Source organism: Streptomyces sp. NPDC026515 (assembly GCF_055567595.1).
In genome coordinates this window covers 209,552-222,808 of sequence record NZ_JBVHQD010000004.1, presented here as the reverse complement: position 1 = coordinate 222,808, position 13,257 = coordinate 209,552, and the positions used below count along the sequence as shown (strand labels likewise).

The window sequence follows — 13,257 nt, the reverse complement described above, 5'->3', positions numbered from 1 at the left end:
TGGGGGGACAGCGCGAGCGGTACCGGTGGCTCAGGTCGTCAGCCAGACCGCCGTGTCCCGGGGCAGCCGGCCCTCGTCGTCCAACGGGCCGCTGGTGAGCAGGAGCCGGGTGTGGGCGGGGAGTTCGGCGGCCTCCGGAGCGAGGTTGACCACGCAGACCGTTCCCTCGCCGCGGGTGAAGGCGAGGACGCCCTCCGGAGCCGGCAGCCAGGTCAGCGGACCGGCACCGAAGAGGGGACGGGCGGCGATGGCCCGGCGGTAGAGACTGAGCATGGATTCACCGTCCTCCTGCTGGCGGTCGGCCGCGTACGCCGCCCAGCCGGCCGGCTGCGGCAGCCACGGCTCCTCGCGCGAACCGAATCCCGCGTACGGCAGACCGGCCGCCCAGGGCATCGGCACCCGGCAGCCGTCGCGGCCCGGATCGGTACCGCCCGACCGGAAGTACATCGGGTCCTGGATACGGTCCGCCGGGATCTCGGCCTCGGGCAGCCCCAGCTCCTCCCCCTGGTACACGTAGACCGCGCCGGGCAGCGCCAGGGACAGCAGCGCGGCCGCGCGGGCCCTGCGGGTGCCCAGCTCCAGGTCCGTGGGGGTGCCGAAGGCCTTGGTCGCGAAGTCGAAGGCGGTGTCCTCGCGGCCGTAGCGGGTGACCGTGCGCGTCACGTCGTGGTTGCACAGCACCCAGGTGGCGGGCGCGCCGACCGGGGCGTGCTCGGCGAGGGTCGTGTCGATCGACGTCCGCAGCCGGTCCGCGTCCCAGGGACAGGACAGGAAGGAGAAGTTGAAGGCGGTGTGCAGTTCGTCGGGGCGGAGGTAGCGGGCGAAGCGCTCGGCGTCGGGGAGCCAGACCTCGCCGACGAAGACACCGCCGTAGGCGTCGGCCACCGCGCGCCATGAGCGGTAGATGTCGTGCAGGTCGTCGCGGTCGACGAAGGGGTGCGGCCGCGGATCGGTGGCCAGGTCCGGCAGGTCGGGGTCCTTGGCGAGCAGGGCCGCGGAGTCGATGCGGACGCCGGCGACACCGCGTTCGAACCAGAACCGCAGGATGTCCTCGTGTTCCTGGCGGACGGCCGGGTGGTCCCAGTTGAGGTCGGGCTGTTCGGGGGTGAACAGGTGCAGGTACCACTCGCCGTCGGGGAGCCGGGTCCACACCGGTTCGGTGGAGCCGAGGAACTGTGACGGCCAGTCGTTGGGCGGGAGTTCGCCGTTCGCGCCACGTCCCGGACGGAAGTGGAACAGCTCGCGCTCGGGGCTGCCGGGTCCGGCCGCCAGCGCCGCCTGGAACCACGGGTGCTGGTCGGAGACGTGGTTGGGGACGATGTCCACGATCGTCCGGATGCCCAGCTCCTCCGCCTCGGCGATGAGCTTCTCGGCCTCGGCGAGGGTGCCGAACGCCGGGTCGATGGCCCGGTAGTCGGCGACGTCGTAACCGCCGTCCTTCAGCGGTGACAGGTACCAGGGGTTGAACCACAGGGCGTTGACGCCCAGTTCGGCGAGGTACGGCAGCTTGGCGCGGACGCCCGCGAGGTCGCCGGTGCCGTCGCCGTCGCCGTCCGCGAAACTGCGGACGTACACCTGGTAGATGACGGCCGAGCTCCACCAGTCGAGGTCCTTGGGGGCATGGCTGGGCTGTCCCACTGTGCGTGCCTTTCTGTCGGAGGAAGGGCGTCAGCCCTTGGTGCTGCCCGCGCTGATCCCGGCGATGATGTGCCGCTGGAAGACGAGGAACAGCGCGACCATCGGGATGCTGGCGATCACCATCGCGGCGATGAGCACGGTGAGCTGGATGTTCTGCGACAGCTGGACCAGGGCCACGCTGATGGGCTGCTTGTCGGTGTCGGAGAAGACCATCAGCGGCCACAGGAAGTCCTGCCACACCGCGACCAGGGCGAAGATCGACACCACCCCGAGCACCGGGCGGGACATGGGCAGCACCACCGACCACAGGATGCGCAGCTTTCCGGCGCCGTCGATCTCGGCGGCCTCCAGCACGTCACGCGGCAACTGGTCGAAGAACCGCTTGAGGAGGTAGAGGTTGAAGGCGTTGGCGACGGCCGGCAGCCAGATGCCGAGCGGGTCGTTGAGCAGGCTGGTGTGGATGAACGGCAGGTCGGCGACGGTCAGGTACTTGGGTACGACCAGGGCCTGGGCCGGGACCATCAGGGTGGCCAGGATGCCGCCGAGGACCACGTTGCCGAAGGCCGGCTTCAGTTTCGACAGGGCGTACGCCGCGGCCGTGCAGAACACCAGCTGGAAGGCCCAGGCACCGGCCGCCTGCACCACCGTGTTCCACAGGTGCTCGGGCAGCTGCATCAGGTCCCAGGCATCGGTGTACCCGGTCAGGTGCCAGTGCTCGGGGACGAGGGTGGGCGGGGTCCGGGCGACCTCGTCCGGGGACTTCATCGCTCCGGTCACCATCCAGTACACGGGGAACAGGAAGGCGAGCGCGAAGAGCAGGACGACACCGGTGAAGACGGTCCAGTAGACCGCCTTCCCGCGCGGGCGGGCCAGGGTCGCGGGCGAGATCAGGGTTCGGGTGGCGCTGCTCATCCGTCCTCCCCGGAGCGGGTCAGGCGCAGGTAGCCGGCGGAGAACACGCCGAGCAGCACCAGGAGCATGACGCTGAGGGCGCAGGCGCCGCCGAAGTCGTTGTAGAGGAACGCGTACTTGTAGATGAGGTAGAGGACGGTGACCGTGGCGTTCTCGGGACCGCCGCCGGTGATGACGAACGGCTCGGTGAACACCTGCATGGTCGCGATGATCTGAAGGAGCATCAGCATGAGGATGACGAACCTCGTCTGCGGGACCGTCACGTGCCGGACGCGTTGCAGGAGGTTCGCGCCGTCCAGTTCGGCGGCTTCGTAGAGCTCACCTGGGATGGACTGCAGGGCGGCCAGGTAGATCAGGACGGTGCCGCCCATGTTGGCCCAGGTGGCCACGATGACCAGGGAGACGAGCGCGGTGTCGGCGCCGTTGGACCAGTTCGAGGTGGGCAGGTGCAGAGCGCGCAGCGTCTCGTTGGCGAGGCCGGCTCCCGGGTCGTAGAACCACTTCCACAGCAGGGCGCTGACCACCGGCGGGATCATCACCGGCAGGTAGACCACGACCCGGAAGAACGCCTTGGCGTGCCGCAGTTCGTTGAGCACCAGGGCGAGCACGAAGGGGATCGCGAAGCCGATCAGCAGCGCCAGCAGCGTGAAGGTGAGGGTGTTGCGCCAGGCCGCCGAGAACTCGGGGTCGTGCAGCACCCGGGTGAAGTTGGCGGTGCCGACCCATTCCGGCGAGGAGCCGGGCGTGTACTTCTGGAAGGCGATCACGACCGCGCGGATCGCCGGGTACCAGGAGAACAGGGCGAAGCAGATCAGTCCGCCGAGCAGGAACCCGTAGGCGCGGACCTGGTCGAGGAACCGGCGCCGTCTCCGGTCCCCTGCCGGGGACGGCGCCGGGGCCTGTCGGGCGCCGACCGCCGCGGGGGCGGGTCGGCGCTCGGCTGTCTTGGTCATCGCGGGTCAGCTCCGGGCCAGGATGCCGGCGATCTTCTCGTTGGCGTCCTTGAGGAGCTGGTCGATGTCGGCGTCCTTCTTGGTGAGGACGGCGGAGACCGTGCCGTCGAGGACGGAGTAGATCTGCTGGGCGTCGGGCGGCTCGATCTTCATCTGGAGGGACTGGTTGCCGTCCAGGAAGGCCTGGTAGTTCTCCACCGGGACGTTCGCGTTGGCCTTCTTGACCTCCTGGTCCTTGGCGTCGGCGGCGCCGGTGAACAGCCGCGGCTCGGGCAGGCCGACGGGCGCGTTGTTCTTCTTGGCGCGGGCGTAGTCGCCGAGGAAGCCGTCACCGGGGGTGAGGAACATGGAGTCGAGCCACTTGAGGCCGGCCTTGATCTGGGCCGGGGTGTCCTTCTTGTTGAACATGTAGCCGTCGCCGCCGATGAGGGTGCCCTGGCCGCCGGGCATCGGGGCGAGGGCGAGGTCCTTGTAGTTGCCGCCCTTCTCCTTGACCAGGATGGGGATGTTGTCCGGGGCGGAGAGGTACATGCCGAGCTTGCCCGAACCCATCATCTGCTGGACATCGTTGATGATCAGCAGCTGCTTGCTGCCCATCGAGTCGTCGGTCCAGCGCATGTCGTGCAGGTTCTGCAGGACGGCGTGGCCCTGGGGGGTGTCGACGGTCGCCGTCTTGCCGTCGGCGGAGACGACGTCGCCGCCCTGGGAGTACAGCTCGGCGGTGAAGTGCCAGCCGCCCTGGTTCTGCGCGCTGTAGTCGGCGTAGCCGACGGTGCCGTTGCCGAGGGCGGCGATCTTCTTGGCGTCGGCGCGGACCTCTTCCCAGGTCGCCGGCGGCTTGTCGGGGTCGAGACCGGCCTTCTGGAAGAGCGCGCGGTTGTAGATCAGCCCCATGCTGTATCCGGTGCGCGGGATGCCGTAGACCTTGCCGTCCACGGTGTAGATGTCCCGCAGCTGCTTCTGGATGGTGTCGTAGCTCTTCAGGTCCTTGAGGTACGGCGTGAGGTCCGCGGCCTGGTTGATGTCCACGACGTGCTTGGCGTCGGTGAAGTACGTGTAGAACACGTCCTCCATCTGGCCGCCGGCGAGCTTGGCGTCGAAGGTCTTCGGGTCCTGGCACGGGAACGCGTCGTGCATGACGACGTCGATGTCCGGGTTCTTCTTCTCGAAGTCGGCGGTGTCCTGGTCGAAGAACGAACGGTCGACCTTGGCGCTCTTCGGCGGCTCGCAGTTGACGGTGATGCGCGTCTTGCCGCTTCCTGCGTCGTCGTCGCCCGACCCGCAGGCCGAGGCCGAGAGCGCAAGGGACGAACAGACACCTATCGCGACGAGAGCACGGCGGAACCCGGTGCTGGACATCGGTGGACCCCCCAGAACAGGAGCAGTGGGCGCCGCACCGGGACCGGTGGGCGCCGCACACTCAAGCACCGGCGACAGCCGTGCGCAAGATGTCGCGCAGAATCTGTAATTAGTCGACAGTCGATTGGCAGCGGATTGGTTCTGCTGTAAATCAGACCTTGGGCGCTTGCGCTGTGGAGCCGCGGACCACCAGCTCCGGCTCGAACAGCAGCTCCTCCGGCGGTACGGCGGTGCCGCCGATCTGGACGCTCAGCAGTTCGACGGCGGCGCGGCCCATGGCCTCGATGGGCTGGCGGACGGTGGTGAGCGGAGGTTCGGTGCAGTTCATGAAGGCGGAGTCGTCGTAGCCGACGACGGAGATACGGGAGGGAACCTCGTGCCCCTTGCGGCGGGCGGCGCGGATCGCGCCGAGCGCGAGCGGGTCGCTGGCGCAGATGATGCCGGTGACACCCCGGTCGATCAGCCGGGACGCGGCGGCGTGACCGCCCTCGATGGAGAAGATCGCGCGGGCCACGTACTCGTCGGGGACCTCGCCGATCGCCCGCGCGGCGGCGAGTTTGCGGGCGGAGGGGACATGGTCGCCGGGACCGAGGACCAGACCGATGCGCTCGTGACCGAGGGAGGCGAGGTGCCGCCAGGCCTGTTCCACGGCCACCGCGTCGTCGCAGGACACGGCAGGGAAACCGAGGTGCTCGATGGCCGCGTTGACCAGCACCACCGGGATGTTGCGGTCGGCGAGCAGCCGGTAGTGGTCGTGGGGCGCGTCGGCCTGGGCGTACAGACCGCCGGCGAAGACCACGCCCGAGACCTGCTGTTGCAGCAGCAGTTCCACGTAGTCCGCCTCGGAGACCCCGCCCTTGGTCTGGGTGCACAGCACCGGGGTCAGCCCGAGCTGGGCGAGCGCGCCGCCGATGACCTCGGCGAAGGCCGGGAAGATGGGGTTCTGCAGCTCGGGCAGGACCAGACCGACGAGTCGGGCGCGCTCGCCGCGCAGCTGGGTGGGGCGCTCGTAGCCGAGGACGTCCAGGGCCGAGAGCACCGCCTGCCGGGTGGCCTCGGAGACCCCGGGCTTGCCGTTGAGCACCCGGCTGACCGTGGCCTCGCTGACCCCGACCTTCTTCGCCACTTCCGCAAGTCGTCGCGTCATGAGCGCAAGGATAGCGCAATTTACGCAAGCTGCTTGCGTAAGGGCGGAAGGCGGGGATCAGACGCGACTGCCGGTCGCCGTGTCCGCGGACAGGCGCTGGGCGAGGTAGATCGGGATCACCGACAGCAGCACGAGGACGGCCGCCACCACGTTGACCACCGGTGCCTGCTGGGGGCGGGTCATGTTGTCGTAGATCCACAGCGGCAGGGTCTGGACGCCCGGTCCCGCGGTGAAGGTGGTGACCACGATCTCGTCGAAGGAGAGCGCGAAGGCGAGCAGTCCGCCCGCGAGCAGCGCGGAACGCACCAGGGGGAAGGTGACGTCGGCGAAGGCACGGAAGATGTCGGCTCCCAGGTCGGCCGCGGCCTCCTCGTAACTGCCGGAGGTGCGGCGCAGCCGGGCGACCACGTTGTTGAAGACGATCACCACGCAGAAGGTGGCGTGTCCGACGACCACGGTGAACAGCCCGAGGCCGACGCCGAGCGGCGCGAGGACCGTGCTGAAGGCCGAGTTGAGGGCGATGCCGGTGACGATGCCGGGCAGCGCGATCGGCAGGACCACCACGAAGGACAGGGCGTCCCGGCCGAAGAACCGGTACCGGGCGACGGCGAAGGCGATCAGCGTGCCGAGCACCAGGGCGATCGCGGTGGCGCCGAGCCCGGCCTTCACCGAGGTCCACAGGGCCTCGCGGGCACCCGAGCTGTGCCAGGCGGTGGACCACCAGCGGGTGGTCAGGCCGGGCGGCGGCCAGCTCGCGCTGCGGTCCGGGTTCAGGGAGTTGACGAGTACCAGCAGCAGCGGCACGTAGATCACCGCGAAGCCGAGGCCGGCGGCGACACGCACCGCGATCCGCGCGGAACGGGAGAGTTGCACGGCGGGCTCCTCTACAGGCTGCTCAGCGCGCCCGTACGGCGCATCGCGAGCAGGTACAGCACGATGACGACGACCGGGACGGTGGCGAGCGCGGCGGCCATGGGCAGGTTGAGTTCGATGTTGGCGTAGACGAGGTTGCCGATGAGCTGGGTCTTGCCGCCGACGATCTGCACGGTGATGTAGTCACCGAGGCTGAGCGAGAAGGTGAACACCGACCCGGCGGCGACCGAGGGCATCACCATCGGCAGCACGACGGACCGGAAGGTGCGGCCGGCGCGGGCCCCCAGGTCCGCGGACGCGTCCAGCAGGTTGTCGGGCAGCTGCTCCAGCGCGGTGTGGATCGGCAGGATCATGTACGGCAGCCACAGATAGGTCAGGGCGAGCACGGTGGCCGGCAGCCCGAAGCCGGGCCCGCTGAGCCCGAACGGCTTCAGCAGCCAGTCGGCGAGCCCGCCCTCGGACAGGATCAGCCGCCAGGCGTACACCTTGACGAGGTAACTCGCCCACAGCGGGGTGAGGATGGCGACCACCAGGAGCGGGCGGAGCCGGGGCCCGGCCACCCGGGCGGTGTAGAAGGCGACCGGGAAGGCGATCACCGCGCACAGGGCGGTCACCGCGAGGGCGACGCCGACACTGCGCAGCACCACCTGCCGGAACACCGGCGTGGTGAACAGCTCGTGGAAGTTGTCCGTCGACCAGACCTTCACCACCTCGGAGGTGAAGGAGTCCGTCGTCCAGAACGCGGAGACGAACAGCACGGCCAGCGAGCCCAGATAGAGCACCGCGAGCCACAGCAGCGGAGCGGTCAGCAGCAGGGCGAGGCGGAGCCGGGGGCGCCGGTGCAGCGCCCCCGCGGTCCGGGTGAGCACGGTCATGGCTCAGCCCTTGATCTCGGTCCAGGCCTGCACCCACTTCGCGTACGGCACGCACTTGACGTCGGTGCGGCCGTCCAGGCACTGCTCGATGGGCGTGTTCCAGAAGGCGATGTTCTTCCAGTAGCTCTCGTCGGCCGCGTGGTAGGTCGCGCAGAAGCTCTTGTCGCTGGTCAGGTCGCAGGCCTTGGCGTTGGACGGGGCCTCGCCGAAGTACTCGGCCACCTCCGCGTTGACCTTCGGGGAGACGATCCAGTCCAGCCACTTGTAGGCGCAGTTCGGGTGCTTGGCCTTGGCGGAGACCATCCACGTGTCGGACCAGCCGGTGGAGCCCTCCTTGGGCACGAAGGCCTTGACCTTCGCGCCTTCATCGGCGGCGAGGTTGGCGATGACCTGCCAGCTGGTGCCGATCACGGAGTCGCCGCTCTTGAAGGCGGAGATCTCCTTCAGGTAGTCGCTCCAGTACTCGCCGATGTCCGCGTTCTGCTTCTTGAGCAGGGCGACGGCCGCGTCGAACTGCTTCTGGTCGAGCGCGTAGGGGTCCTTGATCTTCAACTCGGGCTTGGTGGCCTTGAGATAGAGGGCCGCGTCGGCGATGTAGATCGGCGAGTCGTAGGCGGTGACATGGCCCTGGTACGTGCCCGCGTCGTCGAAGACGGCCGACCAGGAGGTGGGCGCGGGGGCGACCTTCTGCGTGTTGTACATCAGCAGGTTGGCGCCGCGGCCGTGCGGGATGCCGTACATCTGGCCCTTGACGGAGTTCCAGGCCCCGTCCTTGAGGCCGCTGAAGATGTCCTTGTAGTTCGGTACGAGCCTGGTGTTGACCGGGGCCGCGTCGCCGGAGGCGATCAGGCGCAGCGAGGCGTCGCCTGAGGCGGAGACGGCGTCGTACTCGCCCGTCTTCATCAGTTTGACCATCTCGTCGGAGCTGGCGGCGACCTTGGAGTGGACCTGGCAGCCGGTCTGCTTCTCGAAATCGGTGACCCAGTCCACCTTGGGGTCGTCGGAGCCGTCCTCCACGTAGCCGGCCCAGGCGATCAGGTTGACGGCACCCTCGCTCTTGCCGAGCTTGGCCAGGGGCTTGAGGTCGGGCGGGTTGAGTCCGGACGAGGAGCCGGAGCCGGAGGAGCCGCAGGCGGTGGCGGCCAGCAGCAGCGCGGCGACGGCGGCCGCGGCGCGGGGACGGATGAGGCGCACGACGTACTCCAGGGGTGCCAGGGGTGCCAGGGGTGGGGACGGCGGATCCGGTGGTGCGGGTCGGCGGGTCAGCCGGGGACGTGGACGGTGTGCCGGCGCTGCCAGCGCAGCCGGACGCGGGTGCCGCGGTAGGCGGCGACGTCCTCGGCGGAGGTGTCGAGGTTCTGCTGGAGCGCGGTGAGCCGGCCGCCGCCGTCCAGGTCGACCAGGAAGCGGGTGGCGTCGCCGAGGTAGACCACCTCGGCGACGGTGCCGACGGCGTCGGCCTGGTCGGGTCCGCCCGGCTCCGCGTCCTCCGCCAGGACCCGGATCTTCTCGGGCCGGACGCTGTGGGTGCCGCTCTCGCCGAGTACGCGCTGGGCGGCCTCGCCGGTGAGCAGGTTGGAGGTGCCGACGAAGGAGGCGACGAAGGCGGTGGCGGGGCGTTCGTAGATCTCGGCCGGGGTGCCGACCTGTTCGATACGGCCCTGGTGGAAGACGGCGACGCGGTCGCTCATCGTCAGAGCCTCCTCCTGGTCGTGGGTGACGAAGACGAACGTGATGCCCACCTCCCGTTGCAGGGCCTTGAGTTCGAGCTGCATCTGCTCGCGCAGCTTGAGGTCCAGGGCGCCGAGGGGCTCGTCGAGCAGCAGGACGCGGGGGCGTCCCACGAGAGCGCGGGCGAGGGCGACGCGCTGGCGCTGGCCGCCGGAGAGCTGGGCGGGGCGGCGGGTGCCGAAGCCGTCGAGTCGGACCTCGGCGAGGGCCTTGCGGGCCCGGACCAGGCGTTCGGCCTTGGCGACCTTGCGGACCCTGAGGGAGTAGGCGACGTTCTGCTCGACGTTCATGTGCGGGAACAGGGCGTAGTCCTGGAAGACGGTGTGCACGTCCCGTTCGAAGGGGGCGCGGCGGGTGACGTCCTGTCCGGCGAGTTCGACCACGCCCGAGGTGGGGGTCTCGAATCCGGCGATCAGGCGCAGGACGGTGGTCTTGCCGGAGCCGGAGGGGCCGAGCATCGAGAAGAACTCGCCGTCGCGGATCTCCAGGTCGACCCCTGCCACGGCACTGGTGTCACCGAACGACTTCCGCAGATCCCGCAACCGGATCGCGCTGGCCTCCATGGGCGGGAACCTCTCTGGCGCTCTCTTGCGTTGGACGTGGTGATCGGAAAGATATGAAGTCATAGTTCAAAGCTCAAGACCCTTCTGAGGTAAAGCTTGGGTCAACGCATAGGGTGGTGGGCCGTGGAACAGCAGCAGACGGACGGCGGCGCCAAAAGGGCCGTCTTCGCCCCGGTGGACAGCAGGGCCCGGGTGGACGCCGTCGTACGCCGGATCGGCGACGCCATCGAACTCGGCCTGCTCGCCGACGGGGAGCAGCTGCCCGGCGAGACGGAGCTGGCCGGACAGCTCGGGGTGTCCACGGTGACCCTGCGGGAGGCGCTGATGGCCCTGCGCCAGCAGGGCCTGGTCGTCACCCGCCGGGGCCGCGGCGGCGGCAGCTTCGTCTCCCTGCCGGACACCCCCGGCCGGGAGCGGCTCGTGGAGCGGCTGCGCGGCTGGAGCCCCGAGGAACTGCGCGACCTCGGCGACCACTGGGCGGCCCTGTCCGGCACCGCCGCGCACCTCGCGGCGGAGCGCACCGAGGACCACGACCTTGCCCAACTCCGCCGGACCACGGAGGAGCTGGGCAAGGCCCGGGACGCCTCGGCGCGTTGCCGGCTGTACGGCCGCTTCCAGGTGGAGCTGGCCGCCGCCGCCCAGTCGGCCCGGCTCACCCGGGAACAGGTGGCGCTCCAGACGGAGGTCGGGGCGCTGCTGTGCCTTGTGCTCGGCGACGACGAATATCGTGAAGAGGTGGCGGACCGTCACCGGTCCGTAATCTCGGCCGTGCAGGATGGGGCGGACGCATCGGCCAGGGAGCTGGCCGAGCGGTGCGTGCGGGACTCGACGGCGCGGCTCATCGCCCTGCGGCTGGCCCTGTAGCCGCGCCGCGCCGGCTCCCCCGTCCGCCGGAGGGCAGCATGAGCCGCGGCACCGCCCCCGCCACCCCCGCGACCAGGACCCCGGCCGCAGCCGAGGAGTACGTGGCCGAGCGGGTCGGCCACGCCCTGGAGGCGGTGTTCGACGCCGTCGAGCAGACCCGGTCCGACACCGCCGCGCTGCTGGCCCGGGTGGCCGCCGAGGGCCGCCGTCCGGTCACCGCGGACCTCGCCGCACTGCGCCCCGGACTCCATCTGCGCCTGATCCGGCAGGAGCTGGTGTCCGGTGTCGGCTTCGTCTCCGCGCCCGGACTGCTGGCCGACGTACCGGCGTGGCTGGAGTGGTGGCAGAGCGACGCCGGCGGGGACGTACGCCCTCTGCTCCTCGATCTCGACCCGCGCACCTCGGCGTACTCCGACTACACGCACTGGGACTGGTTCACGCTGCCCCGCGACACCGGGCGGCGGGCGGTGGCCGGACCGTACGTCGACTACCTCTGCTCGGACGAGTACAGCCTCACCCTGTCCGCTCCGGTCCAGGTGGCGGGCCGCTTCACGGGCGTGGCCGCCGCCGACGTGTATCTACGGCACTTCGAGGCGGCCGCACTGCCCCTGCTGCGGGCGCTGCCCGGGCCGGCCCGCCTGGTCAACGCGCGCGGCCGGGTGGCGGCGTCGGCGGACCCCGCACACCTGGCCGGTTCACTGACCAGGGGACCGGACTTCGCCGCCGTACTGGAAAACGGCCACCCGGCCCTGTTCGGCGCGCTGCGCCTGGTGCCATGCCGGGGCGTGCCGCTCGTCCTGGCGGTCGCCACGACCTGAGCGGGAGCCCACGCGCGAAGGCGGCGACACGCACGGGAACCCGCGCCCGGACGCCATGACACGGGCCGCGCCCCACGTCTGAACACCACGGCTGGGTCCGCCCCTGGGCGCCAGGCGTCCGGATGCGACGGCCCGAGTCGGGAACCGCTCGCGGGTGCCACGCCCCGGCAGAGGCCACGCCGGGCGTGTTCGGCGACCGCGGCCCGCGCCCCACCGGCGTGCCGCTCGTCCTGGCGGTCGCCACGACCCGAGCGCGCGGCCGCGCGCAAGCGCCGCCGCATGAAAGGGAACGCGCGCCCGGGCATCACGGCACGGGACGTGCCCCGCGCCGCGGACACCACCGGCCACGTCCGGACCCGCGCGCGGTTGCCATGGCCGGACAGAGGCCACGGCAGGGCATGTCCAGCGGCCGCGCGCAGCGCTACGGCGTGAACGGGGACGCGTGCCTGAGCATCACGTGCGGGACGTGCGCCGCGTTCGGGCACCGCGGCGCGGGACCTGTCCCGTGTCCGGATCCCGGGGCCCAGGGCCGGGGCACGGCGGGCGGCCGTGTCCGGGCGGCTGGTGGTGGGGGCAGGGGTGAACGCCGGCCCGGCGCCGTCGGCGACCTGAACGCCGACGGTGCCGGGTCAGGCGTCAGGGGCGGGGACCACGGTCAGATGGGCACCCAGGCCACCGGGCCGGCGGGAGCGGCGCGGGGCGGCGGGGCGGGGAGCGACACGCAGCACCAGGGTGTAACGCGCGTAGCCCATGCTTTCAAGGGTCCTGGGGGTCTCGCCGACCACCCGGCACTCGGTGGCGCCCAGCTGCGGGTCCGGGTGCAGCACGGGCCGGACGGCACCGTCGAGCCGGGCGCCCTCCTCCCCGACCGCGCGCAGCCAGTGCGGCAGCCCGTGCCGGTAGGCCGCCTCCATGATCGGGTCCTGAGCGATCTCCCGCCGGATCGACTGGAGTTCGTGGTCGTGGCCGCACCGCTCCAGGGTGGCCCTGAACTGGGCCAGCATCGGCAGGCACCAGCCCGACTCGTGCGCGCCGAGCACCGAACCGGCGTCCGGATGGAACAGGACGAACCGGAGGAAGTTGTCCCCCGGCATGGCGGTGGGATGCGGGGCGACCTCCCCGAAAAGTGTCTCGAACGCGTCGTTGGCCAGCACCACGTCCCAGCGGTGGTCGACCACCAGGGACGGGAAGGGAACGGCGTCCAGCAGCAGTGCGTAGTCCTGGAGATAGGCCTGGGCCTCAAGACTTTCGGGGACGGGCCGCGGCGCCGGTCGCCGCCCACCTGCCTGATATGCCATCGGGAGGTCACCCCTCTTGCCTATGCGGCCTTCTCGCGGCGATGTGATCCTGCTGCCCCACCCACAGGCATGTCAACTATCGTGGCATTTCATGCCTGTTGACGGCCGAAATTGGCCACAGTTGTGGCGACACCTGGATGTGAGTTCGAACGACCCGATAATCTCCGGGAGGTTCACGCCGGGCGGTCCACGGCGACCGCCTGTGCGAAGCCTCTGATCCCTCTGA

At 70.5% G+C, this 13,257-nt stretch carries 12 protein-coding genes; 2 read left to right on the top strand and 10 right to left on the bottom strand.

Going from position 1 to position 13,257, the window contains the following annotated elements; translation table 11 throughout:
- Window positions 1-30 precede the first annotated feature (30 nt).
- The 9 genes from ACZ4O3_RS09420 to ACZ4O3_RS09380 form a co-directional block, all read right to left on the bottom strand.
- Window positions 31-1,638: a glycoside hydrolase family 13 protein gene (locus ACZ4O3_RS09420; RefSeq protein WP_362729154.1), complete on the bottom strand. Its 1,608-nt coding sequence runs from the start codon at window positions 1,636-1,638 to the stop codon at window positions 31-33.
- 30 nt (window positions 1,639-1,668) lie between these two features.
- The gene (locus ACZ4O3_RS09415; RefSeq protein WP_362729152.1) at window positions 1,669-2,550 is read right to left on the bottom strand and encodes a carbohydrate ABC transporter permease; all 882 of its coding nucleotides are present in this window, start codon (window positions 2,548-2,550) and stop codon (window positions 1,669-1,671) included.
- Window positions 2,547-3,503 carry a carbohydrate ABC transporter permease gene (locus ACZ4O3_RS09410; protein WP_385001413.1) on the bottom strand — a complete coding sequence of 319 codons (957 nt, stop codon included), beginning with the start codon at window positions 3,501-3,503 and terminating at the stop codon, window positions 2,547-2,549. Before ACZ4O3_RS09410 ends, ACZ4O3_RS09415 begins: the two co-directional genes overlap by 4 nt.
- Window positions 3,504-3,509: 6 nt before the next feature.
- Window positions 3,510-4,862 (bottom strand): ABC transporter substrate-binding protein, encoded by a 1,353-nt coding sequence (locus ACZ4O3_RS09405; RefSeq protein WP_467721776.1) that lies wholly within the window; start codon window positions 4,860-4,862, stop codon window positions 3,510-3,512.
- 151 nt (window positions 4,863-5,013) lie between these two features.
- The gene (locus ACZ4O3_RS09400; protein WP_362714966.1) at window positions 5,014-6,009 is read right to left on the bottom strand and encodes a LacI family DNA-binding transcriptional regulator; all 996 of its coding nucleotides are present in this window, start codon (window positions 6,007-6,009) and stop codon (window positions 5,014-5,016) included.
- 57 nt (window positions 6,010-6,066) lie between these two features.
- The gene (locus ACZ4O3_RS09395; protein WP_362714963.1) at window positions 6,067-6,882 is read right to left on the bottom strand and encodes an ABC transporter permease; all 816 of its coding nucleotides are present in this window, start codon (window positions 6,880-6,882) and stop codon (window positions 6,067-6,069) included.
- Between the two features lie 11 nt (window positions 6,883-6,893).
- Window positions 6,894-7,757 (bottom strand): ABC transporter permease, encoded by an 864-nt coding sequence (locus tag ACZ4O3_RS09390; protein WP_467721775.1) that lies wholly within the window; start codon window positions 7,755-7,757, stop codon window positions 6,894-6,896.
- 3 nt (window positions 7,758-7,760) lie between these two features.
- The gene (locus ACZ4O3_RS09385) at window positions 7,761-8,951 is read right to left on the bottom strand and encodes an ABC transporter substrate-binding protein (RefSeq protein WP_467721774.1); all 1,191 of its coding nucleotides are present in this window, start codon (window positions 8,949-8,951) and stop codon (window positions 7,761-7,763) included.
- A 68-nt stretch (window positions 8,952-9,019) separates the two neighbouring features.
- The gene (locus ACZ4O3_RS09380; protein WP_385001429.1) at window positions 9,020-10,051 is read right to left on the bottom strand and encodes an ABC transporter ATP-binding protein; all 1,032 of its coding nucleotides are present in this window, start codon (window positions 10,049-10,051) and stop codon (window positions 9,020-9,022) included.
- Window positions 10,052-10,174: 123 nt separating this feature from the next.
- On the opposite strand from ACZ4O3_RS09380, the gene ACZ4O3_RS09375 reads away from it, so the two are divergent.
- Together ACZ4O3_RS09375 and ACZ4O3_RS09370 are read left to right on the top strand one after the other, a co-directional pair.
- Window positions 10,175-10,915 (top strand): FadR/GntR family transcriptional regulator, encoded by a 741-nt coding sequence (locus ACZ4O3_RS09375; protein ID WP_467721773.1) that lies wholly within the window; start codon window positions 10,175-10,177, stop codon window positions 10,913-10,915.
- 38 nt (window positions 10,916-10,953) lie between these two features.
- Window positions 10,954-11,733, top strand: coding sequence for a cache domain-containing protein (locus tag ACZ4O3_RS09370; protein ID WP_467721772.1), 780 nt, complete (start codon window positions 10,954-10,956; stop codon window positions 11,731-11,733).
- Between the two features lie 629 nt (window positions 11,734-12,362).
- On the opposite strand, the gene ACZ4O3_RS09365 is transcribed toward ACZ4O3_RS09370, so the two are convergent.
- Window positions 12,363-13,031 carry an MmyB family transcriptional regulator gene (locus ACZ4O3_RS09365; protein WP_362729804.1) on the bottom strand — a complete coding sequence of 223 codons (669 nt, stop codon included), beginning with the start codon at window positions 13,029-13,031 and terminating at the stop codon, window positions 12,363-12,365.
- Window positions 13,032-13,257: the final 226 nt, after the last annotated feature.

What these genes read in the sequence shown, in the direction of transcription:
- ACZ4O3_RS09410 (WP_385001413.1), bottom strand. Translation starts at nt 3,503, where the DNA reads ATGACCAAGACAGCCGAGCGCCGACCCGCCCCCGCGGCGGTCGGCGCC.
- ACZ4O3_RS09400 (WP_362714966.1), bottom strand. Translation starts at nt 6,009, where the DNA reads ATGACGCGACGACTTGCGGAAGTGGCGAAGAAGGTCGGGGTCAGCGAG.
- ACZ4O3_RS09370 (WP_467721772.1), top strand. Translation starts at nt 10,954, where the DNA reads ATGAGCCGCGGCACCGCCCCCGCCACCCCCGCGACCAGGACCCCGGCC.
- ACZ4O3_RS09405 (WP_467721776.1), bottom strand. Translation starts at nt 4,862, where the DNA reads ATGTCCAGCACCGGGTTCCGCCGTGCTCTCGTCGCGATAGGTGTCTGT.
- ACZ4O3_RS09380 (WP_385001429.1), bottom strand. Translation starts at nt 10,051, where the DNA reads ATGGAGGCCAGCGCGATCCGGTTGCGGGATCTGCGGAAGTCGTTCGGT.
- ACZ4O3_RS09365 (WP_362729804.1), bottom strand. Translation starts at nt 13,031, where the DNA reads ATGGCATATCAGGCAGGTGGGCGGCGACCGGCGCCGCGGCCCGTCCCC.
- ACZ4O3_RS09415 (WP_362729152.1), bottom strand. Translation starts at nt 2,550, where the DNA reads ATGAGCAGCGCCACCCGAACCCTGATCTCGCCCGCGACCCTGGCCCGC.
- ACZ4O3_RS09390 (WP_467721775.1), bottom strand. Translation starts at nt 7,757, where the DNA reads ATGACCGTGCTCACCCGGACCGCGGGGGCGCTGCACCGGCGCCCCCGG.